This is a genomic window from Carboxylicivirga litoralis, assembly GCF_025499605.1.
Classification (GTDB): Bacteria; Bacteroidota; Bacteroidia; order Bacteroidales; family Marinilabiliaceae; genus Carboxylicivirga; species Carboxylicivirga litoralis.
Window position 1 is genome coordinate 1 of the sequence record NZ_JAFMVC010000020.1, and the last position, 23936, is coordinate 23936.

Sequence of the window (23936 nt, forward strand, 5' to 3'; positions counted from 1 at the left end):
TTTTGAATAAATTTCGGGAAGAAAATCGCTGTTTACAAGTGAAACATCAATGCTTTGTCATAAAAAACTAATCTTCTGCGTTAAATTTTTCGAGCTAGCTCGCTAGCCCTGCAAAATTTGCCTTGTATATCAATTATTTATGACAATCTGAATTCTGAAATTTAAATCGAACTCAGGTTAATAGCGCAGTTTATTCTACGATCCAGTCTGTCTGTCCCTCTATTAAATTCAGAGGGTGCGGATTTTCGTCACCATGAAGTAGTGAGGTGGTGCAGATTACTCTCAGCTTACCCCAATCTTCTGGTTAGAAACGCACCTATTTTTTTCTTGTAAAAATAGCTACGATACCGGCCGTCAAGGCTCCCATCATGATAGCACCCAGCATACTTACTTTGATGTAGTTATTCAAGTTAAAGTAGGCTTCGGCCTGCTCCAATGTCATCTTCCCTTGTTCAACGGTTAGAGCAATGATATTTGGAAAGTACTCAGGTGACAAATATTCATGCGTCAGGTATTGGCCTAAAGGACTTAATAAAGAGACAATAACGGCAATTATCAAGCCACTTAAAAATCCCTGCGACCAACTCATACTACCCCCAAGCCATTTGCGTTTATCCAATAAAGCCAGCACATAGACTATAATAGCAGGAATGGCAAAGAAATTGGTTAAAATATAGTGTTTATCAATGCGTTCATCGTGCAGGCCAATGCTCTTTTCAAAGACTGTCCATAATAACACAATGGCAAAAAAGATGACGCCCCACTTTAGTTCAATAGCAATTTTCTTCATAGGATGATGTTTTTGTTGCTAATGAAACAGTTTCCGGCAGGCCTTGTTCAAAAAAAAGCGACATTAAGTTCGTTACCTAATGCCGCTTCGATAGTATAATATCAATGCTTATAATTTAAATATGTATTGGTCATCGAGCGGAGTCGAGATGTGACTTTAATGAACCTGAAATTCAGCCAATAATCATTTCAACTCTACTTCAACTTCCGCTCAGTAACCACACTCAGGGAATGGGTGCGTTTAATTTTTCACACCACCCTCCTAATTATTAGAATATCAATATTTATAATGTATCAATAATCGCATTTAAGGTCTTACTTGGTCGCATAGCTTTAGATGCCAGCTCAAACACCGGTGCGTAGTAACCTCCTACATCCATCGCTTGGCCTTGTGCTGCATTCAATTCATCTACAATGGTGGTTTCACTATCAGCCATTGCTTTAGCAATTGGCGCAAAGCACTGTTTTAATTCAGCATCTTTATCCTGATTAGCCAATGCTTGTGCCCAATACATCGCCAGGTAAAAATGACTGCCACGGTTATCCAGCTCATTCACTTTGCGTGATGGAGACTTACGGTTTTCGAGCAATACACCTGTAGCTTCATCCAGTGTCTCACCCAATATCTTCGCCTTTGGATTATCACTAGTATTGCTTAAATGCTCTAAAGAAACTGCTAATGCCAGGAATTCACCTAATGAATCCCAACGCAGGTGCCCTTCATGCTCAAATTGCTGAACATGCTTAGGTGCCGAGCCTCCTGCTCCTGTCTCAAATAGTCCTCCACCATTCATTAATGGCACTATGGATAGCATTTTAGCACTGGTGCCCACTTCAAGTATCGGAAATAAATCCGTTAGATAATCACGTAATACGTTGCCGGTTACCGAGATGGTATCTTCACCTTTGATAATACGTTCCAAGGAGAAGCGTGTCGCTTCAACAGGAGATAAAATACGGATATCAAGTCCTGCAGTATCATGATTTGGCAGGTATTGGTTCACCTTTTTAATCAATTGACTATCGTGGGCACGCTCTTTATCTAACCAGAAAACAGCAGGTGAATCGGTCGCTTTAGCACGGTTAACAGCCAGTTTAACCCAATCCTGGATAGGGGCATCTTTCACCTGGCACATACGCCAGATATCACCCTCTTCCACCTGGTGCTCAAGTAATACCTTATTGTCCTGGTCTATTACTTTGACTGTACCAGCACTTGCTATCTGGAATGTTTTATCATGAGAACCATATTCTTCAGCTTTCTGTGCCATCAAACCAACGTTTGAAACGCTACCCATGGTAGTTGGGTCAAAAGCACCATGCTTCTTACAGAAATCCATTGTTTCCTGGTAAACACCAGCATAAGAACGATCCGGGATGGTATAGATAGCATCCTGTGATTGACCTTCCGCATTCCACATTTGACCAGATGTGCGGATAGCCGCCGGCATCGATGCATCAATGATCACATCGCTAGGCACATGCAAGTTGGTAATGCCCTTATCGGAATTCACCATGGCTAAAGCCGGACGTTTCTGATAGCAGGCATCTATAGCAGCGGTAATCTCCTCTTTTTGAGCTGCCGGTAGTTTTTCAAGCTTCGCATATAAATCACCTAATCCATTATTTGCTGATATACCCAATTCCTGAAATACATTGCCATATTTCTCAAATACTTCTTTAAAAAAAACCTCTACCACCTGACCAAAGATGATTGGATCAGACACTTTCATCATCGTGGCTTTCAGGTGTACTGAGAACAGGATATTATCATTTTTTGCTTTTTCAATGGCGGTTTCTAAAAAGCTACGAAGGGCTTTTTTACTCAAGACCGCTGCATCAATAATTTCCCCCTCCAGCAAAGCAACCTTTTCTTTCAAAATGGTTGTTTGTCCATTGTTATCCTGTAACTCAATTCTGACACTACCTGCTTTTTCAATGGTAGTTGATTGCTCACTGCCAAAGAAATCGCCATCGGGCATGCTCACTACATTTGATTTTGAATCGGCTGACCAGGCGCCCATCGAATGTGGATTCTTTTTAGCGTAATTTTTAACCGCGCGCGGTGCACGACGGTCGCTGTTACCTTCACGTAACACGGGATTAACAGCACTACCCTTCACCTTATCGTAACGTGCTTTAAGCTCTTCTTCTTTTTCAGTTTTAGGCTCTTCCGGGTAATCTGGCAAAGCATACCCTTTTTCTTGCAATTCCTTGATGGCAGCCTGCAACTGTGGGATAGAAGCACTGATATTTGGTAGTTTAATAATATTGGCTTCAGGGGTTTTAGCTAACGCTCCTAGTTCGGCCAAGGCATCAGATGTGCGTTGTTCTTCGGTCAGGTAATCCGGTAAAACGGCAATAATACGTCCTGCCAGTGAAATATCTCTTGTTTCAACTTCAACGCCAGCAGATTTAGTGTATGCCTCAACAATAGGCAATAGCGAATAAGTTGCCAAAGCAGGTGCTTCGTCTGTCTTGGTGTAAATAATCTTAGGGGTTTGTGTTCTCATTTTAAATCGTTCTAAATGAATACGTGACTATTGTAACAGTTGATGAGCCATTGTGTTTAGGTCATCTTCCTTTTTCAAAGCCACTATTAATAATTAAGGTTTATTGTTATTACAAAATTACGGTTATATAACGACTACATCCTGACTTTCATCATGAAAATGCAACATAATAATGCTTTGTAGTATGCTATAAAACAGCTTATACTGTTAACAATAAATCTCTTTATTCAAGGTCAAGATTAAACTCTTTTCGAAAGAGCGCTAAAGCCGGGTTCTTTTCCGACATCACTTTGTATTTGTCGGCCACCGTAAATGCTTTCTTCGGACCATTATCCTCGTCCTGTGAAATTTCGAAACTTAGTTGAATCCGGGCATTTTTAAGGTTCCGCCTTAAAAAAGAAGTAATGGTCGAACGCTCCTTACCTAACTCATGTTCCTGTGTTTTATTACGCAGTTTAATCAGCAGCTTATTTTCCTCAACCAATAGCGGTGGATGGTTTTTATAGATGGTATGGATACGCGGTTGTCGTTCATACTGACGCGTGAATGCCCGCCATACCCCATCCAGTTTCTCCTGGTCGAATGTATCATTCCAGGATTGGTCAATGGGTTCTTCTACCTTTTGTTCTTCCTTTTTAGGCGATGGTGTACCTGGTTGCTGAACTTTCTGTGCCAGATTCTTTAAGGAGATGGACTTAAGTCCAACACTACCTCCACCATTTACTTTGGGAGGAGGCGGAATTTTGGCGGCACCACCTTTATTGCCTGAATTTTGTTGGGGAGTCTTTGTTGTTGGGGCCTTTGGCTGTACTTTACCTACCGTGATGATGGGTATCTCATCAGACGGCTCTACTTTTTTTTTTCGGTAACAATACGCGCCAAACGGATGAGCGCAAACTCAATGTGTAAACGCTTATTTTTTGCAGCACGGTACTGCTGCTCGCTATCATTAATAATTTTTAGTGCTTCGTACAGGAAATCAACGGAGCAGTTGGCTGCCTGCTGCTGGTATTTTTCTTTGGTCGTTTGTCCTACCTCCAGTAGAGCAGCTGTTGAGGCATCACGACACATCAGCAAATCGCGCATATGACTGTTTAATCCGGCCATAAAATGCTGCGCATCGAAACCTTTAAGCAAGATTTCATTAAAGGTCAGCAATCCTTGTTTGTAATCTTCAGCCAGAAAGGCGTCGGTTAACTTAAAATAATAGTCATAATCCAACACATTCAGGTTCTCAATCACCTGCTGATACGAGATTTCCTTACCCGAAAAAGCCACTATCTGGTCGAAGATAGACAAAGCATCACGCATGGCTCCATCCGCCTTTTGGGCGATAACGGCCAGGCCTTCTTCTTCAACCTTTACACCTTCACTTTCCGACACATATTTCAAATGCCCAACAGCATCGGCAATCGTAATCCGATTGAAATCGAATATCTGACAGCGCGATAAAATCGTTGGTAGTATCTTATGCTTTTCGGTGGTAGCTAATATAAAAATAGCATGACGTGGTGGCTCTTCCAGTGTTTTCAAAAAGGCATTAAAAGCCGCTTGTGAGAGCATATGAACCTCGTCGATGATATAAACAGAGTAACTTCCAAGCTGTGGCGGAACACGCACTTTATCAATCAAACTACGGATATCATCCACCGAATTGTTACTCGCCGCATCCAGCTCATGGATGTTATATGAACGATTATCGTTGAATGATTTACATGATTCACACTCATTACAAGCTTCGAAATCATCGTTGATATTGGAACAGTTGATTGTTTTGGCAAAAATACGCGCACAGGTGGTTTTACCCACACCACGCGAGCCACAGAACAAATACGCATGTGCCAAATGATTGCTTTTTATCGCATTCTTTAGCGTGGTGGTAATATTGCCCTGCCCTACTACCGAACGAAAGGTAGACGGTCTGTATTTTCTTGCTGAAACAATGTATTCCATTCTAAATAGCCAGTAGTTTAATAGTCGGAAGACAGTACTTATTTATAGCTTCATCGACTAATACAACTAATTTCAATTGCACGACAAATATATAATTTCTTTGAGCCCCTGCCAATTTGGATACTCAGAAGTTATTAACATTTATTGAAGCAGAAGACAAAAGATTTAAAGACAAAAGATTTAAAGACAAAAGACATAAGAAGACAGCCCATGTAAGATTTCTTTATTCTTATGTCTTTTCTATTTCTTCCCACTACCTTTAAAATAATCTTCTTTCTCTGAAAATAACACATTGAAGGTCGTCAGGCTTCCATAAGCACGGGTGATGTATTGCTGCATATGCACTTTTTCTTCATCGTTAAGCGATGTCGACGAGTTGATATTCTGTTCCAATACGCGCAAACGGTCCCGCACCATGATAATCTTTTTAAAGAAGGTATCCATGGGGATTTCTTTAGCTTGAAGCGAGTCATTGGACGGATGCAACATCACTTTTCCTCCAATCCATTTTTGTCCTAATTCCACTTCAGCAGGCAAAGAGCCATATTCATCTAAAACAGAAGCGATAGCATAGCGCAGGTCACGAGCGGTAATTGTTTCCGGCTTGCCTTCATCCGGACTTTCGATAATGGTGAGGTTGGTGCTGGTCTTTGGAATCTCCATTTTACCGCCATCTTCGAAATAAACAATATAGGCTCCCAGGGTAATTTTGGCAATAATGCCTTCGCCGTATCGCGGATGCTCAACGGTTGTTCCAACTTTTATATCTATTGAATCCATATAAGTATTTGTTTAAATTGCGTGCAAACTGGCACGATATTTATTGCCTAATTTAACCAATCAAAAACAAATTTTAATGACGATGAAGAAACTAATTATCGCTTTTGCCGCTATTTCATTGATGATGAGTTGTAAATCAGCACAAAGCACATCCGGCACTCAAAAGATAGCTGAGCAAGAAAAAACAAGCATCGAAAACTTCACGGAGAATAACACCTGGGAATTGGTTAGCTACCAGGGCCAGGCTCCATCAGAAGTTGGTTTTGTCAAGCGAATTCCGACATTAATTATTAATGAAAATGAAAACAAAATTGGTGGCAACAGTGGCTGCAACTCCTTTGGCGGTCAGGTGGACATAGATGGCGACATCATTACTTTTAGTAAAATATTTTCAACCAAGATGTTTTGTCAAGGAGTACCAGAGCATGAATACTTTATGCTGCTTCAACAACCTTTAAAGTTTAAAACCAAAGGAGATATACTGCAATTTATAAAGGATGGTGATGTTATTTTAGAATTTAAGATGAGGAAAAATGAGTAATTACTGATAACAATATACACCTCGGCTCCACTCGGTGACCTACAATCTGTTCACCGAGCGGAGCCGAGGTGCAAATATCAAATGACATCATGCCAAAAGGATTTACATATATTTTACAATGTAATGATGGCACCTTTTATACCGGAAGCACTTCTGACATAGAACGAAGAATAATGGAGCATTCGAAAGGTCATGGAGCCAATTACACTCGAAAGCGCTTACCTGTGAGACTGGTCTATCTAGAAGAGTTCGATAGGATTGATGATGCGTTTTATCGTGAAAAACAGATTCAAAATTGGAGTAGAAAAAAGAAAAGGGCCTTGATTGAGAGTGATTTTGACAAACTTCATAAATTGTCAAAGTGCCTGAATGATACGGCTTCTGAAAATAGGTAACACTTCTTTAAGATAAATTCGCCTCGACTCCGCTCGGCGAGCCCCAACAATCTGCTCACCAAGCGTATCCGAGGTGTTTTCTTTATTTTCTTCAAGCTCCATACAAAATAAACAAAGAATGATGAGCTTATGCCTACTTGACTTACATGAACTCTAATATCATAGTCACCAAAACCGGCACTAATATCGTTAAGACGATACCGCTGAAAATGGCAATAATGCCATAGTCTTTGCCTGTAAACTTCACGATGACAGGTAGTGTTGTATCCATTGCTGTGGCTCCTCCAGTTGCAATGCCCGCCAGTTTGCCGAAGTATTTAACCAAAACAGGCACAGCCAGCAAGGTGATGATTTCTCTGAAAATATTGGACAAAAGAGCAATAACGCCCAGCTCCTGACTATGTAATTGTCCGATGAAAATACTGGATAGCGAATAATAGCCAAACCCTGCTCCCACTGCCATGGCTTCTTTGACATTGATATCACTCAACAGAATGGAGATAAGTGAAGTGCCCACCAAACTGCCGACAACAACTGTTAAGGGCACTAATATGACTTTGAAATTGAGTTTACGCAACACATAGAAGGCATTTTTATCACTACCAATGCTGATGCCCACCAGGAACATCAAAATAAATAAGGCATAAGTCGTTAAATCTTCACTGAGCAACCATGATGGAAACGCATCATAAATACCTCCAACCAATCCTACGGCAAAAAATGCCAGAATAATTAAACTTCCCTTCATTGTTACTCTTCGTTACCCGTTTTAAAAAAGAATTGATAAACTACTTTGGCCAGCAGTACACTGCCCACAACCGCTCCAAAGGTTAACCAGAACGCTTTATAGCCTATTCGCGAGAAATTGTTGATTATCTCATCGTTAATACCGACTGAGATACCCAATAGAAATAATAACAAGTACACCGACCAGGTGACTGCTGAATCAACGCCTTTACGGGCTTTTTCTTTATCGCGCATGAGCCAGCCGATGCCAATACCCACGGCAAACAATGCAATAACAATGTATGAAGTCATAAATTCAAAAATAGGTATTTAATCGAAAAAGACTAAAAGACACAAGATTTTAGATATGCGGCTTATTGACATTGAAACCTAAACCAACTTGTACTAAATAGCCTATTATGAGATGAAACGAACCCACCGTTGCAGGTTCATTTCATCATATAAATCCAAATCACACACTAAGATTAATTACCGTACAGATTAGGGTTAGCATTCTCTTCATCCTCTGGTACAGGATAATACAACTGATTGCTATTGTACCCAACGCGGTCGCCAAATATTTCATCGGCCATACCCCAACGACGAAGATCAAAGAAACGTGAACCCTCTAAGGTAAATTCCATGATACGCTCGTGCTTTATCTGTTCGAAAACAGCCGTTTCGGTCGTTGCTCCGGCATACTCAGGTAAGCCACGCTTTGTTCTCAGCTCATTTATTAAACTAATGGCATCTGCAGGATTACTTTGATTCAAAATTTCGGCTTGCATCAATAGCACATCCGCATAACGCATTAATGGCTGATCAACATGACAACGACTCCAGGCACTTGATGGGTCATTGGGATAATGCTTTTTGAAAGCTACTGTTGTGCTGCCTGCACCAAAAACATCATCATATGTTGACCCAAGAACGTAGGCATTATCATTATAATAGGGGTCATTGAAGTAAATGGTTCCATACATACGATCATCGAACTGACCAATTGAACCAATATTACCTTCTTTCTTCATTTCTGTCAAAAGCTCTGCCGAACCATATACTTCACCATAAAAATCAAGCTCAGCAGGGCCAATAAAGTAGTTCTGCCAGTTTGAATAGGATGCCCCTCCCTCAACAACAGGCGACATCTGAAGAGCAAAAATACATTCTGAACTGTTTTCGTTGGTACCATCAAACAGACCTTCAAAATCGGCTTCAATATCATAATCACCACCTGAAATAACCGTGTTAAAGGCTTTTTGCGCTTCGGTTAAGTACATGCTTTTGTTGGTAGCATCTTCAGCCGAACGATACAAATATGCTTTGCCTAAGTAGGCGAAAGCCGCTCCTTGTGTGGCTCGCCCCAGCTTTGCTTTATCCTGCGATTTAAGTGGTTTTAAAGCTTGTGCTGCTTTAAAATCTTCAATAATAAAATCCCAGGCGACCGCACGTTCTACTAAAGGTAAAAATAAGTCAGACTGACTCTCAGGATACTTATCTCTTACAATAATCTGATTAAAATTAATCAGTAGTTTAAAGTGATAATAGCCTCGCATAAAGCGTGCTTCTGCCATTAGCTGCTCGCGCTGCTCTGCCGTAATCTTATCTTCAGGAATACCCGGTAACTTGTCAATCACCTGGTTGGCATAGTTAATGCCACGGTAGTTATTATCCCATAACAATAAGATGGCATAATTACCTTTGTCAAACGAAAAATGATAGTGCTCTGTCCACCATGGGTAGTTGCTGGCATCAGCTCCCGGCACAGTCATATCCGAACGATAATATTCAATAACACTGCGGCCTTCAACAAAAGCATCCCAGCCAGTAAACATCTCTAAGTGAGAATATACTGCTGCCATTCCGGCATCAGCATCATTATAGTCGCGCCAGTAAACTGATGTATTGAGCTTATCTGGTGCTGTTTCCTCTAAAAAGTCGTCGCCACAGCTAACTGCCAGAAGCGCAACAAACAATAAACCAATTATATATTTTATAGACTTCATATTATTTTAGTTTTAGCAATTAGAAACCAACTTGAACTCCGAATAATACTGAGTGTGTTTGTGGATACAATACCCTGTCAACACCTGTATTTAATACGCTTGAACGACCTACTTCAGGATCAAGTCCGGAATAATCGGTGATAGTCAATAAGTTTTGACCCGACACATACATGCGAAGACGTTCGATTCCCACTTTTTCAGTCAACTGCTTAGGGATAGTGTAACCCAACTGTACAGTTTTAAGCCTTAAATAAGCACCATCTTCGAGGAAGCGTGTTGACTCGCGATTATTTAGGTTTGGATCGTTTAAAACAGCACGCGGCATACTAGTATTGGTATTATCCGAAGTCCATGCATTTAAAGTTGAGGATAAGAAATTACGTCTTGAATCCATCCCTTCCATTTCGAAACGGTTACCATTGTATATTTTGTTACCGCTAACACCTTGCCAGAACATTGAGAAATCAAAGCCTTTATAATCCAAGCCAAGGTTGATGCCATACTCTAATTTAGCCAGTCCTGTGCCTGAATAAGTACGGTCATCTACATCGATATCACCGTCACCATCCATATCTTTAAAACGAACATCACCAGGTTTAGCATTAGCCTGCAATAAATCACCGTCTTTATTCACGTGAGCATTAACCTCGTCCATACTCTGGAAAATACCATCAGCCTGATAAAGGAAGAATGATCCAATTTCGTAACCTTCACGAGTTTGAGTTGGGATGTGTGTACTGCCATACTTCAGGCCTGCACCATACAATACCTGGTCTTTCTCGGCCAACTCCAGCACTTCGTTGTTTAATGTCGACAAAGTTCCGGTGATGTTATAACCTAACTGACCAATTTTATTGCGATAGTTCAATTCAATCTCAATACCGCTGTTACGGATTTTACCTACGTTCAAAATTGGATCATCTACACCGGCAGAACTAGGCATACGTTGCAACACCAACATATCCTCAGTATCGTTTCTGTAGTAGTTTAATACACCCGATAGTTTATTGTTGAATAAACCAAAGTCGACACCAATGTTGGTAGAAATGGTTGTTTCCCACTGCAAATTTCTATTCTCTAAATCATTGGCAATACTACCAATCCAAGGCAACTGACCAGCTCCCTGTACATATCCACCCCAATATTTATTAAGTGTTGTAATTAATGATTGGTGATCATAGTAATCAAGTGTAATCTCATTACCTAATTTACCCCAGCTACCGCGCAACTTAAGGTTCGAAATAATACCAACATTATCCATAAAGCTTTCTTCTGATACTCTCCACCCTAACGCAAATGAAGGGAAGGTACCATAACGATTGTTTTCACCAAATTTAGAGGAACCATCGCGGCGAACTGAAGCCTGAAATAAATATTTACCCATGTACGAGTAGTTGATACGCCCTAAAACCGAAGTACGTGTATAGGTATAATTAGAACCGCCGGCCGTATAAGTTCCTCCTTCGCCGGCATCTAATGTTTTGAAATTCTCATCGAGAAACGGCACTTGTACCTTATTACCATCTTCGTCAATTTTAGAACCTTCAACATTGGCCCACATCCATTCGCTGGTTTGCTTTGTGGCTGTATAACCAGCAACCGCTTGAACACTGTGATTATTGAAATCCTTATTAAATTGCAACAAGTGTTCTGCAATGCGTTCTCTCCAGTTTGTTTTTTTGTTGTAAACGTTAGAGAATTGGTAATCCTGCTCCTTAATATTGATTATATAAGGCGGGTGAAATGAATTCTCATGCTCATTACTATTCTGGAAACCAAGATTTAACTGATAACTCAACCAGTCGGTTAATTCTAATTTCGAAATAAGGTTACCAACAAAAAACTGGATGCGTGTTTCATTTTCGTTGAAGTGATCCACACCAACCGGGTTATTGTGCGCCGGTAAATCACCGTAAGCTTGTCCGAAACCAGATTCCTGAGTGTCGTCATACACCGGAATTAATGGCGAAATGTGATAGGTCTCTCTTAATGACAAAGAGTAATCTTCACGCTTTGTTTCAGAGTAGGCCACATTACCATCAAACTCAAAACGTCCCTTTTTAATAGTGGTACGTGAGCGGAAGTTATATTTCTGAAAATCAGAGCCAATGACGGTTCCTTCTTCATCGGCATAACCAGCTGACAAGCTATAATTACCCAATTCATTTCCTCCACTCACACGAGCAGTGTGGTTTTGAATCAATGCAGAACGGAACACCTGATCCTGCCAATCAGTGTTATGTGGGTAATCGCCCGGACTGGTTACATAAGCTGGCATTTGCTCCTTATTGGCATCCGACACGTACATATTGTAGTTGTCTACCATCATTTTATGTACATCACGGTAACCTTGAGCATCTAATAAATCGTATTGATCGTTGGCATTCACTGATCCTACGTAACTCTCAATATCAACTTTAGCCTTTCCTTCCTTACCTTTTTTAGTCGTCACCAAAATAACACCATTAGCCGCACGTGAACCGTAAATAGCAGCCGCAGCACCATCTTTCAGCACTTCCATGCGCTCAATATCGCTTGGATTAACAAAATAAAGGCTACCCGGAATACCATCAATGATATAAAGCGGGTTGTTATTGCCAACGGTACCAACACCACGCACTTTTACATAAACGCCTGCACCAGGTGAGCCACCACTTTTTATAACAGAAACTCCGGCCATACGCCCTTGCAACTGCTCACTTGCATTGGTTGTGGCAATTTTCTGCAAGTCATCGCTCTTCACACTGGCCACCGCACCTGTTAAGTCGCTTTTCTTCTGAACACCATAACCGACAGCTACCACTTCATCCAGGCCAATTGACTCTTCCACCAAAGTGATATCTATCTGAGAACGACCATTTACCGCAATCGTTTGCGTTTGATAGCCAATAAAAGAATACACAATGTTTTTATCGGCTCCTTCTACTGCCAATTCATAATCACCATCAATGTTGGTTATAGTACCGGTGGTTGTGCCTTCAATAAACACATTAACGCCCGGCAACGGTTCGCCGTCCACACCCATAACGCGCCCTTTAACAGTGATGGTCACATCCTGCTGAACTGTGCGGTTGGTCTTTTCTTCAAGAATAATGATGATTTTATCGTTGATCTTATAGGTTAAACCAGTTCCTTCCAGTGCTTTGTCTAACACTTCAACCAGTTCGCCACCCTGAAGATTTTGAGCTATTTCTTTATTAAGATTAACCTGATCATCCTGATAGAAGATAGTAAATGTAGATTGTTTTTCTATTTCATTAAAAACGTGTTGCAAAGTATTTTGACCACGTTTGAGGTTTAGTTTCACATTCTGCGAATAGGTTGACGCAGAAATCTGAACCATTCCGAAAATCATTAAAACCACTGTCAGTTTCATAATCTTCCAAAATTTTGGGTTTAGACATGGGGCACTATGCCTCATGCCATTCAATTTTTTTTTCATACTTTTGAATGATTTACTTTTAAACTTGTTTTAAAAATTATCAGACCGGGAAGATGTTGCCGCATCGTTCCGGTCGTTTTGTTTCTGTCCCTATATCATAGGCTATTCTGTTATTAATGTTATATAAATTTTATCGTCTTTTATGGTGTAATCGATAGGCGTTATCATCTTAATGGCATCTAATATTTGCCAGATTGTTTCTTTATTTCTAAACTTACCAGTGAATGATAGTTGCTTAGCAGCTTCGCTTTGTATAATAATGTCCACATCATACCATCGCTCCAAACGTATCACCAGCTCTTCAAGACTGGTATTCTGAAAGTTAAAACCTTTGTTGGTCCAATTGGTTACAAGTGCTAAATTAGCTTGATTCACGGCCATTTTACCTTGAGCATAAATGGCTTTTTGACCAGGTTTTAAGATGATACCTTTGGTATAATCAGCACCGGCCCTATTGAGCGAGACACTCCCTTCTACCAATGTGGTTTCTATCCGCTCAGTTTCAGGATAAGCCATTACATTAAACTCGGTACCCAGCACGCGCACTTCAATATCGCCTGCTGATACAATAAAAGGATGCGCTTTATCGTGATGAACCGAAAAATACGCCTCTCCTTTTAAGGTAATATGCCGCTCTTTTCGATTAAATACAGAGGGATAAATCAACTCAGACCCTGCATTCAATTTCACTTTCGTTCCATCGGCCAGCTCCACTGTCGATTGCGAACCATTGGGAACAATTACTCTTACAAAAGTACTATCTGTCTCCTTGATTTGCGGGAGTTTAAAAGCAGAATAAGTTGCAAAGGCAACGACCAAAGCAACCGATGCAATTTTTAGTATTTCCATGGCCCAACCAGGTAGTATTCTTTTTACCGACAATTGCGCTTCTACCTTCTTCCATGCCTTTTGCCTCGAAGGCACCTTAGCCTCCGTAGCGTCCCACACATCTTTAAACTCGAAGTAGGATTGCTTGTTGTGCTCCGATTGATTTATCCACTGTTTTAAAGCGCCCAATTCTTCTTCTGTAGCAGTTTTATCCAGGCTGCGAATTATGAGCGCTTCTATATCGTTTCGTTCTTTCATTTTTCGTTCTTGTATAGGGATGACAGGTGAATTACTAAAACTACGTCAATAAAAATGAAAAAAGTTAAAGAAAAAATCACATCCATTGTATCGACTTAGATTATACTCTCCCTAAATAGCACTAAGCCATAACAATACAGCAATCAACACCCTTCAGATAAAAATTACCATGAGCAACTCATTCTTCATCACCATTTACTTATACCGTTTACTAATCAAAATGCGCCTTTATAGCGCTTCGCTTTTTAAAGTCACTTTGATTATGTATCGACATTAACCAATGTAATTAGCAAAATGATTAAGGCTCATTTTGTAATACATTTGGTATTATTTACAACGTAACTAAAACAACATATGACTATAGAAAACGACAAATAGCCAGATGGGAGTGAATAATTTTTGAAGCGTCCAAAACAATTAGTTGATGGTCGGGAATGATCTTGGTTGGAACTTGAGCCATTTTTGAATGGTATAATGACTTGGAAGTGGGAAGTATCTTTTCTTTATCCTCAAACAAGACTTTTCAGGTGGTTTTTGTTATTTATTACGCGTACCTCACCAACTCTTTTAGCTTTGTGATGCAACGGTAAATGCGTGTTTCAATGGTGCGGACAGGTACATCCAGTTTGTGGGCAATTTCTTTAGTTTTTAAGCCTTGAAAGCGGCTCAGGTCTATTACTTCATAGCAGCCTTTGGGTAATTCCCTGAGCATTTTTCGCAACAGGTCCATGCGTTCTTCCTGCAGCAGGCTCTTTTCTTCTTTATAATAATCCACTTCCATCTCGATCAATTCTGAATACATCGATTCGTGATGCTGAGTGTGCACTTTCAATTGTTCGATATAATTAAGTGAGAGGTTGTAGATGATTTTATATAAATAGGCTTTAATTGAAACAGTTACGAGAATTCGTTCACGAAGTTCCCATAGTTTAACAAACGCCTCCTGCACAATATCAGATGCCACATCAGTGCGGTGCACAAATTTCATTGCGTACCGCACCATGTCATCAAAATGCATTTTAAAGAAGTGCTCAAACTCCTTCCTTGATTTAATACTTTCTGCTTGAGGCATTTGTTTCATTAATCCTGCGGTATATTTTTCTCTTCTGGGAAGCGGTCTTTGTACTCTTTCCAGAACTGCTTCACATCTGTTTTCATCTCTTTGTGCAAAAATAACAATCCAAATAAGTTTGGAATAGTCATTAAAGCAATGGTAATACCCGACAAGGTCCAGATAATGGTTGTATCAATAAAAGAGGCCACAAAAAAGCCAATTACATAGACAAAATGATACCAGATAACATACTTTGAACCCCACAGGTAAGTAACGGCTCTATCACCATAATACGACCAGGAAATAGCGGTAGAAAAAGCAAATAGTAACAAGCCAATAGATACTATATATTGACCAAAATTTCCAAACCAACTTTTGGTAAAAGCTACAGCTGTTAATGGTGCACTGTGAATCAAGGATTGTCCTTCAATCACAATTTTATTATTGCCAGAATGGCTGAACTGTGATTTTATGCGTTCTAATAAACCCAGTTCTTCGTCTTTAATAATGACACTACCGTCCACCACATCTAATTGACCATTATAAAGCTCTTTACCTTGCTTTACAACCACGTTTTCTGCCAATGAACGGGCGTGTATTAAACGGACAGGAGTACTAATCTTTCCATCTTTAACGCCCATTTTACCAGTAAATAACGGCAGTGTTTCTTTGCCACTAATGTGTTGTGAAAGCTCTAGTTTTCCTTCATCCGTCTGGTCGGTAATAGCAATAGTATTTAGCACCTGCAAGTCAGCCAACTGAAAACGATTGTCCAGCTTCTCACTCCACACACCCGATGATAATAACACAAAGCCCGTTAAAGTACATATGATAATGGTATCGATAAATGGCTCCAGTAAAGCCACTAAACCTTCTGAAACTGGTTCGTGCGCTTTGGCAGCAGCATGGGCAATTGGTGCAGACCCCTGCCCTGCCTCATTGGAGAAAAGACCACGGTTAACTCCCCGGTTAAAAGCAAAAGCAATGCTGGCACCCAAGAAACCACCTGTTGCCGATGAGCCGGTAAAAATATCACCAACAATGGCTTGAAGTGAGGGCCAGATATTTTCATAATTAAACAAAATAACGGCCATCGCTCCAATAAAATAAATGGCTGCCATGGCTGGCACCAGGCGCGATGTTACTTTAGCAATACGTTTAATACCACCAATAATTACAAAACCAAGAAGAATAGCCAACACCAACCCTGTTACCATGTGTGGTACTCCAAAAGTAGAGAATAAGGAATTGGAGATACTATTAATTTGCGGTAAACTACCTGTTCCAAAGGATGATAAAATAGTGGCAATGGCAAAAATAGCTGCAATCCAATAGCCTGTTTTAATGGTCTTACCCGATGCTGTTTTAATGTTTAATCGTTTACGCATAAAATACATCGGCCCACCAGCGATTGTACCATCTTGTGCTTTTTCACGGTATTTATGCGATAATGTTACTTCTACAAATTTGGTAGTCATACCAAACATAGCGGTTACCAGCATCCAGAATAATGCAGCAGGACCGCCCAAATGAACCGCAAATGCTACTCCGGCAATATTACCTGTTCCTACCGTTCCTGACAATGCTGTTGTTAATGCCTGAAAGTGTGAAGTATCCCCTTCATCATCTTCTTTATCGAACTGACCTCTTACAATTCGTAAAGCATATTTAAAGTATCTAACCTGGGGAAACTTAAGATATATGGTAAAAAAGATACCGGTACCCAGAAGTAATAGTACAAACCAAAGGTGGCTACCGATATACGAGTCAATCAATAGCAAAAAGTCATTTAATGCCTGCATAGATTTTGTGGTTAATAATTTTGTATTTGTAGATTTTCACACAAATATTGGCTTTGGTAGTGATATAACCAAATTTTTAAAGGGCTTATCCAAACAAAAAGTACAATAATATCAGGTCTTGCATTGAATTATATTTGAAGGTATTGGCTAAAATGAAAATTCCACTATTTTTGTTTTCCTAACTTTAAATTATGCACAAACCTAACACTGAACAATTTGAGAAGCTTTTTAAGGAGGACGCGGTCTGGGGCGAACAAGAGGTAATAAAATTTAGATGGGTATTAATCTCTGTCATACTTATCTTTATTGGTTATATCTACTATTCCGGTGAAACAGACCGTGCATTAACGTCTCTTCTGCTGGCCACATTTTATATTTTCTACAATGCTGTTATAAACATCCTGCTACGAAAATATGGAAGCGCCACCTGGATCCGTTTTATGTCGTCAACCATCGACATCACTATATTATCCATTCATATCTTTAATTACTCATTTCTTTTTAAGCCAATTGCCGTTACAACAGCAGCTTCGGTTTTTTTATACCCTGTACTCATTTTATTGTCTGTTTTAAGGTATGATAAACGCCTGGTGGTTTTTTCGGCACTATACTCGGTTATTTGCTTCAATATCATTTATGCCATTCGATCACCTCATATTGAACCAGACTTACTCGAAAAAGTGGCATCGGCCAATTGGGCCGGGCAAATATATAAAAGCGCCTATTTGCTTGTGATGGGCTACTTCTTGTATAGTATTCCAAAGATGATTAACCGATTAAACGCTAAACATCTGGCTACAGTCAACTTAAAACGCAGTTCAGAATTAAACCTGGCGCTTGAGAAGCAAAAAAATGAATTGGCTGAATTACAACTCCGCAAAGAAAAGCGTTTAAATAAGAAGTTGGCTGATCAAAAAGCACTGATCGAGCACCAAAAAGAGGAACTGCAACAAGCAAATGTGACGAAAGATAAACTATTCAGTATCATTGGGCATGATCTTAAATCGCCATTTTCGGCTCAAACATCGATTATCGATCTTATACTGTCTGATTACAGCCAGTACAATAAAACTGAAATAAAAGACATCTTAAAAACCATTCAGCATTCAGCTCACCAAGGCCTTGGCCTACTGGGCAATCTATTGGACTGGTCGAAACAGCAAAATAATCTTACCAAACAACAATTGACACCTGTGCGAATTGCCACTATGGTTTATGAAGCCCAGGCCTTGTTATCTCATAATATTGCACACAAGCGCATTACACTTATTAATCAGGTTGATCCGATGGCCACAGTTTGTGCCGACAGTAATATGATTAAAACGGTACTGCGCAATCTGTTAAGTAATGCCATCAAATACACCAATAATGATGGCACCATTGAAATATCAACCGGCACTGAAGGTGATTTTGATTTATTAAAGATTAAAGACACAGGTATCGGAATGACCGAAGAGCAAATAAGTCGTTTATTTAATATCGAGAACAATATTTCAACACCAGGAACGAATAATGAACCCGGAACCGGACTCGGTTTATTATTGTGCAAAGAACTGGCAGAGAAAAACAATGCCGAGATACGAGTAGAAAGTCTGGTAGGTAAAGGCAGTACGTTCACCATCGCTTTCCTGCGTATAAAACAGGCCAAAGAGAAATAAAAAAGGCCGTCAATAAATGACAGCCTTTAAAATAGTATCTTGATTTCATTAAATATGAATCACTTCATCATAGGCAGCCGCTGCAGCTTCCATCACCGCTTCCGACATGGTTGGGTGAGGGTGAACTGCTTTGATAATTTCATGGCCGGTTGTCTCCAGCTTACGAGCTGTAACTAACTCTGCAATCATCTCAGTTACATTGGCACCAATCAGGTGAGCCCCCAGTAATTCGCCGTATTTGGCATCAAATATAAGCTTAACAAACCCATCTTTATGACCGGCTGCACTTGCTTTACCAGAGGCTGAAAATGGGAATTTACCAATTTTCAACTCATGCCCCGCTTCTTTGGCAGCTTTCTCAGTCATACCCACTGAGGCCACTTCAGGAGACGTATATGTACATCCGGGAATATTGCCATAATCCAATGGTTCAGGGTTATGACCGGTAATCTTCTCAACACAAATAATACCTTCGGCTGAGGCGACGTGAGCTAAGGCCTGACCCGGAACAATATCGCCAATAGCATAAACGCCTGGAACAGTTGTTTGGTAGAATTCATCCACTTTTACGCGACCATTCTCCACAACCACACCCACTTCTTCAAGGCCCAGATTTTCAAGATTTGGAGAAATACCAACAGCAGATAAAACGATATCAGCTTCGTGTGTTTCTTCACCCTTCTTGTTTTTAATAACGACTTTAACTTTATCGCCAGAAGTATCAACCTGGGTCACTTCAGCTCCAGTCATCACTTTGATGCCGGCCTTTTTAAACGAACGTCCTAATTGCTTCGAAACTTCTTCGTCTTCAACAGGCACAACATTTGGCATGTACTCCACCAAAGTTACTTTTGTACCGATGGTGTTATAGAAATAAGCAAATTCACTTCCGATGGCACCAGAACCAACCACAATCATCGATTCAGGCTTCTTATCAAGCGTTAAAGCTTTGCGGTATCCAATTACTTTCTCGCCATCCTGTGGTAAATTTGGTAACTGACGACTGCGTGCTCCGGTTGCTAATAAAATATGTTCAGCGGTATAAACGGTTTTTTCTCCTGCTTCATTCAGCACTTCAACCTGCTTATTTCCCAATAGCTTTCCAGTTCCCTGGATCACCTCAATTTTATTCTTCTTAAACAAGTACTGAATTCCTTTACTCATGCCATCGGCAACACCACGACTACGAGCTACCATCGCTTCGAAATCGGCACTCGTTTCGCCTTCTATTTTAACGCCATAATCAGCGGCATGCTTCAGGTATTCAAAAACATTTGCACTCTTAAGCAGTGATTTGGTTGGTATACAGCCCCAGTTAAGACAAATACCACCCAGCTCAGAACGTTCAACAACGGCCACTTTTAAACCTAACTGTGATGCCCTGATGGCTGCAACATATCCTCCCGGACCACTACCTATTACTATTAAATCGTAATTCATCTTATTATTATTTTATTACTATTTATTCAGATTTTAAGTTCCTTTTATTGGAAGTCAAATTATGACACATCGATTACATAAACAAAATTAGCGGCCAAGAGTTTGAAATAAAACGACAAATATCAAGTATTGAAAATAAAAAAGGAGGCACATGGCCTCCTTAATAGCTTATATGTAAGTGTTTATCTTAGTTTAACAACTCAGCAATTTTTGCGTGTAACTCTTCTCCGCGAAGGTTTTTAGCAATAATCTTACCCTCTTTGTCTAACAACACAGTGTGAGGAATACCCGAAACAGCATATAATTTAGCTGCTTCGTTGCCCCAACCTTTTAGGTCAGAAACGTGGTTCCAAGTCAATTGGTCATCTTCAATGGCCTTTAACCATGCGTCTTCTTTTTGGTCTAATGACACACCTAATATGTCAAATCCTTTGTCTTTAAACTCGGCATACAATTTTACAACATTAGGATTCTCGCGACGACAAGGACCACACCAGCTCGCCCAGAAATCAACTAACAGATATTTTCCTTTGAACGAAGACAGGGCTACAGGATTGCCTTCCGGATCGTTCATTGTGAAATCCGGTGCCATTTGCCCCACCGCAACAGCTTCTAATTTTGTAATTTTCTCACTTAAAGCGATGTAGTAAGTCGATGTATTTAGCGATGCGTCCAGTTTGGCTAAACCTTCTTTCATTTCTTCGATAGCTCCATGTCCGAATACATTGTTAACGATAAAAGCAGAAGCAGGTGACATTGGGTTAGCCTCTACAACGTCCATTTGCACCTTCTCTAATGACTCCTGGTTAGCTTGATACTCTTCGTAGATGACTTTTTGCTTAGCTGTATCACCAGCCTGACCAGCCTCACCATAGGCTTTTTTCAATTCATTATTCTTCTCGCCTATTTCTTTTACAGCGTCACTAACCGACTTGTAAACATTGTAAACAGCACCACCCGTTACTTCGGCTTCTGCAATTTTATCTAATGATCCATTGATGGTATAATCAACGTTCTCTGCAAAAAAGTTTAAGGTGTTTCGCGAACCAGCTTCGCCTAACAATACAAATACAGGTTCAGCTAACTCGGTAGAATAGTTAACGACACCATCAGTAATGCTTAAAGTATCTTTTACGTTCACTCCGTCTTTGTCGTAGATGCTAATAGTAACAATTTTATCAGTAGCACCTTCAAGCTGACCAGTTAATTTAAAACTTGCCGCCTGTGGCTGGCACGATGCCAAAGCTACCAAAGCTGCAAAGGCAAAGAATAATAGATTTTTCATTTAATGAATGTTTTTAGACTATTGTTTCAATAGTCTGGGTTGTTTAATATGAGAGCCTAAATATACTTGCACGAATGTACATATCAAAATATGTATACTAAAAAAGCCACCTCAAAAAAGGTGACTTTTCATATTCTCTCGGTGAACTACAATTAGTTAAGCAATTCAGCCAATTTTTCTTCTAAAGCAGTTCCTCTTAGGTTCTTAGCAACAATCTTACCTTCTTTGTCTAACAAGAAAGTGCTAGGAATACTTTGGATAGCGTAAGCTTTTGCAACACCCGACTCTTCAGTAGCTAAAACTTGTGTCCAGGTTAAGCCATCTTCTTTAATCGCTTTTTTCCAGGCTTCCGCATCTCTGTCAACTGACACACTTACCACTTCAAACCCTTTAGTATTAAACGATTTGTAGGCTTTTACCACATTAGGATTTTCCTGACGACAAGGCTGACACCAGCTTGCCCAGAAATCAACCAACACATATTTACCTTTAAAACTGCTTAATGAAACAGTTTCTCCTTCTGGTGTATTTAAAGTAAAATCAGGAGCTACAGCACCTTCAGCAGTAGCTGCTTGTGCTTTTTCAAATTCTTCCAATGGGCCAAGCAAATCATTCATTTCTTTAAAATAAGGATGTGCTGCCATCGTTGGCTCAAACTTAGCAACCAACTCGCGGAGTTCTTCCAAGTCTAATGAACCAGCCATGTTTAAAGCCAAAAATAAACCACATTCGTTTGTTGCATTCGCATCAACAAAGTTTTTAAAGTAGGCACGCTGATCTTCCATTATCGCTTGCATTTCTTCCTGAATCACTTTTTGCTTATCAGCATCCTGACTCATATATGCCATCTGGTACTCCTGTTGAAGCTCCTGAGTCCTATCCTGACCAGGAATTTCATCATTAAATTGTGTTAAGATGTCAGTCAACTCAGAACCTGTTACTTCAATTTCTGATAATTTATCAACGTTACCAGTGATATTGATTTTATCATTTGAAATAAAGAAAACGGCTGGTTGCTGCTTACCGTCAACTACAGCAATATAAATTTCAGGTGCATCGACGCTTCCGGCGAAAGTAAATACACCATTAACCATTTCGGTAGTATCAACATTAACAGGTTGACCTTTTTCAATTTTCTTCAAGATAACTCTTTCCGATGTAGCACCTTCAAGTGTTCCTGTAACTTCATAAGACTTTGGCTGACATCCAACCAACATTGCAACACCAAAGATGGCTAACAAAACTTTTTTCATGTGATTAATCATTTAAACCTATTAAGGTTGTGTATATTATATTTATAGATTCTCAAAATAGTTATCCAGTAAATCTTTGGCAGCCATAAACGAACTTTTCTCATCATTCAGTACTTGCTGTTCATTCACCGTTAATGCTTCTTTAACCAACGGATGATGATAGAAATTATTACGCAATTGTTCGTTAATACTTTCGTACATCCAGTATTTGGCCTGAGAACGTCTGTTGGCTTCAAAGTAAGCATTTTCTTTGGTTAATTTCACATACTCCAAAATCATATCCCAGATTTTATCTACATCCTGGTGATATAACGACGAACAGGTTTTTACTTCAGGAGTCCACCCGGACTTTGTTGGGGGAAACAGGTGTAACGCACTGCGATATTCAGCCTGAGCCAGTTTAGCACGCTTCACATTCTCTCCATCGGCTTTATTGATAGTTATAGCATCTGCCATTTCCATAATTCCACGTTTAATGCCCTGTAACTCATCACCTGCACCAGCCAGCATCAATAGTAAAAAGAAGTCAACCATGGAGTGAACCGCTGTTTCTGACTGCCCCACACCAACTGTTTCAATAAAAATGGTATCAAAGCCAGCCGCTTCACAAAGAATAATCGTTTCACGCGTTTTTCGTGCCACACCGCCTAATGAACCGGCAGATGGCGAAGGTCGGATATACGCATCCTTCTCTCCGGAAAGCTTTTCCATACGGGTTTTATCGCCCAGAATACTTCCCTTTGAACGTTCACTTGAAGGGTCAATGGCTAACACTGCCAATTTCCCACCATTCTTGATAATATGCATGCCCATCGACTCGATAAACGTACTTTTACCAGCGCCTGGCACACCTGTAATGCCTAAGCGAATACTTTTACCGGCATGTGGCAAGCAACGCTCAATAATTTGCTGAGCTATCTTCTGATGTTCAGGAAGCGAACTTTCTACCATGGTAACGGCACGACTTAAAATCGTCACATTTCCATCTAAAATACCATTCACATATTCATCAATGGATAATTGCCGTTTCCTTTTGATAATACGCTTAGAGGCGTTAGGATTTATCGATGGCGCATCCTCAACTCCTTTATTAACTTTTAGACCTTTAAAATCAGGATCATTCTCAATATGATGATGATCATCCATTTTCGCCATGTACTATTCGATATTATAAAATAGAAAAAAGAGAGCTAAACCTTTGTTAACTCTCCTT

At 40.0% G+C, this 23936-nt stretch carries 19 protein-coding genes; 3 read left to right on the forward strand and 16 right to left on the reverse strand.

Features of this window, described 5'->3' with window-relative positions; all coding sequences use genetic code 11:
* Positions 1–316: 316 nt before the first annotated feature.
* The 5 genes from J1N10_RS15945 to J1N10_RS15965 form a co-directional block, all read right to left on the reverse strand.
* Positions 317–790 (reverse strand): DUF4199 domain-containing protein, encoded by a 474-nt coding sequence (locus J1N10_RS15945; protein ID WP_262327730.1) that lies wholly within the window; start codon positions 788–790, stop codon positions 317–319.
* Positions 791–1073: 283 nt separating this feature from the next.
* Positions 1074–3302: an NADP-dependent isocitrate dehydrogenase gene (locus tag J1N10_RS15950; RefSeq protein ID WP_262327731.1), complete on the reverse strand. Its 2229-nt coding sequence runs from the start codon at positions 3300–3302 to the stop codon at positions 1074–1076.
* Positions 3303–3525: 223 nt separating this feature from the next.
* Positions 3526–3786 carry a hypothetical protein gene (locus tag J1N10_RS15955; protein WP_262327732.1) on the reverse strand — a complete coding sequence of 87 codons (261 nt, stop codon included), beginning with the start codon at positions 3784–3786 and terminating at the stop codon, positions 3526–3528.
* Positions 3787–4151: 365 nt separating this feature from the next.
* Positions 4152–5255: a DNA polymerase III subunit gamma/tau gene (locus J1N10_RS15960; RefSeq protein WP_262327733.1), complete on the reverse strand. Its 1104-nt coding sequence runs from the start codon at positions 5253–5255 to the stop codon at positions 4152–4154.
* A gap of 240 nt (positions 5256–5495) precedes the next feature.
* A complete protein-coding gene (locus J1N10_RS15965) occupies positions 5496–6035 on the reverse strand; it encodes a hypothetical protein (protein ID WP_262327734.1) in 540 nt (179 codons plus the stop codon).
* 82 nt (positions 6036–6117) lie between these two features.
* Here J1N10_RS15965 and J1N10_RS15970 point away from each other — a divergent pair, with 82 nt between their 5' ends.
* Together J1N10_RS15970 and J1N10_RS15975 are read left to right on the forward strand one after the other, a co-directional pair.
* Positions 6118–6576: an META domain-containing protein gene (locus J1N10_RS15970; RefSeq protein ID WP_262327735.1), complete on the forward strand. Its 459-nt coding sequence runs from the start codon at positions 6118–6120 to the stop codon at positions 6574–6576.
* Between the two features lie 89 nt (positions 6577–6665).
* Positions 6666–6971: a GIY-YIG nuclease family protein gene (locus J1N10_RS15975; RefSeq protein WP_262327736.1), complete on the forward strand. Its 306-nt coding sequence runs from the start codon at positions 6666–6668 to the stop codon at positions 6969–6971.
* 142 nt (positions 6972–7113) lie between these two features.
* On the opposite strand, the gene J1N10_RS15980 is transcribed toward J1N10_RS15975, so the two are convergent.
* The 7 genes from J1N10_RS15980 to J1N10_RS16010 all read right to left on the reverse strand — a co-directional run bounded on the left by J1N10_RS15980 (position 7114) and on the right by J1N10_RS16010 (position 17087).
* The gene (locus J1N10_RS15980) at positions 7114–7719 is read right to left on the reverse strand and encodes a LysO family transporter (protein ID WP_262327737.1); all 606 of its coding nucleotides are present in this window, start codon (positions 7717–7719) and stop codon (positions 7114–7116) included.
* A 2-nt stretch (positions 7720–7721) separates the two neighbouring features.
* Positions 7722–8009, reverse strand: coding sequence for a lysine exporter LysO family protein (locus J1N10_RS15985; RefSeq protein WP_262327738.1), 288 nt, complete (start codon positions 8007–8009; stop codon positions 7722–7724).
* Between the two features lie 173 nt (positions 8010–8182).
* Entirely contained in the window at positions 8183–9703 is a 1521-nt protein-coding gene (locus tag J1N10_RS15990; RefSeq protein WP_262327739.1) for a RagB/SusD family nutrient uptake outer membrane protein, read from the reverse strand.
* A gap of 19 nt (positions 9704–9722) precedes the next feature.
* Positions 9723–13079, reverse strand: coding sequence for a TonB-dependent receptor (locus tag J1N10_RS15995; RefSeq protein ID WP_262327740.1), 3357 nt, complete (start codon positions 13077–13079; stop codon positions 9723–9725).
* Between the two features lie 168 nt (positions 13080–13247).
* The gene (locus J1N10_RS16000) at positions 13248–14231 is read right to left on the reverse strand and encodes a FecR family protein (protein WP_262327741.1); all 984 of its coding nucleotides are present in this window, start codon (positions 14229–14231) and stop codon (positions 13248–13250) included.
* A gap of 544 nt (positions 14232–14775) precedes the next feature.
* Entirely contained in the window at positions 14776–15312 is a 537-nt protein-coding gene (locus J1N10_RS16005) for an RNA polymerase sigma-70 factor (RefSeq protein ID WP_262327742.1), read from the reverse strand.
* The gene (locus tag J1N10_RS16010; RefSeq protein ID WP_262327743.1) at positions 15312–17087 is read right to left on the reverse strand and encodes an alanine/glycine:cation symporter family protein; all 1776 of its coding nucleotides are present in this window, start codon (positions 17085–17087) and stop codon (positions 15312–15314) included. The genes J1N10_RS16005 and J1N10_RS16010 overlap by 1 nt, the downstream gene beginning before the upstream one ends.
* A gap of 191 nt (positions 17088–17278) precedes the next feature.
* Between J1N10_RS16010 and J1N10_RS16015 the strand changes: the two genes are divergently transcribed.
* Positions 17279–18745 carry a sensor histidine kinase gene (locus J1N10_RS16015; RefSeq protein WP_262327744.1) on the forward strand — a complete coding sequence of 489 codons (1467 nt, stop codon included), beginning with the start codon at positions 17279–17281 and terminating at the stop codon, positions 18743–18745.
* 48 nt (positions 18746–18793) lie between these two features.
* Here the strand turns inward: J1N10_RS16015 and lpdA are convergent, their stop codons facing one another.
* From lpdA to meaB, 4 genes are all read right to left on the reverse strand, one after another.
* Complete coding sequence (lpdA, locus tag J1N10_RS16020; protein WP_262327745.1) at positions 18794–20185, reverse strand: dihydrolipoyl dehydrogenase; 1392 nt, start codon at positions 20183–20185, stop codon at positions 18794–18796.
* 187 nt (positions 20186–20372) lie between these two features.
* Positions 20373–21470 carry a TlpA disulfide reductase family protein gene (locus J1N10_RS16025; RefSeq protein ID WP_262327746.1) on the reverse strand — a complete coding sequence of 366 codons (1098 nt, stop codon included), beginning with the start codon at positions 21468–21470 and terminating at the stop codon, positions 20373–20375.
* A gap of 152 nt (positions 21471–21622) precedes the next feature.
* On the reverse strand, positions 21623–22723 hold the full coding sequence (locus tag J1N10_RS16030) for a redoxin domain-containing protein (protein WP_262327747.1): 1101 nt from the start codon (positions 22721–22723) through the stop codon (positions 21623–21625).
* A 42-nt stretch (positions 22724–22765) separates the two neighbouring features.
* Positions 22766–23878, reverse strand: a complete 1113-nt coding sequence (gene meaB / locus J1N10_RS16035; RefSeq protein ID WP_262327748.1) for a methylmalonyl Co-A mutase-associated GTPase MeaB — start codon at positions 23876–23878, stop codon at positions 22766–22768.
* Positions 23879–23936 lie beyond the last annotated feature (58 nt).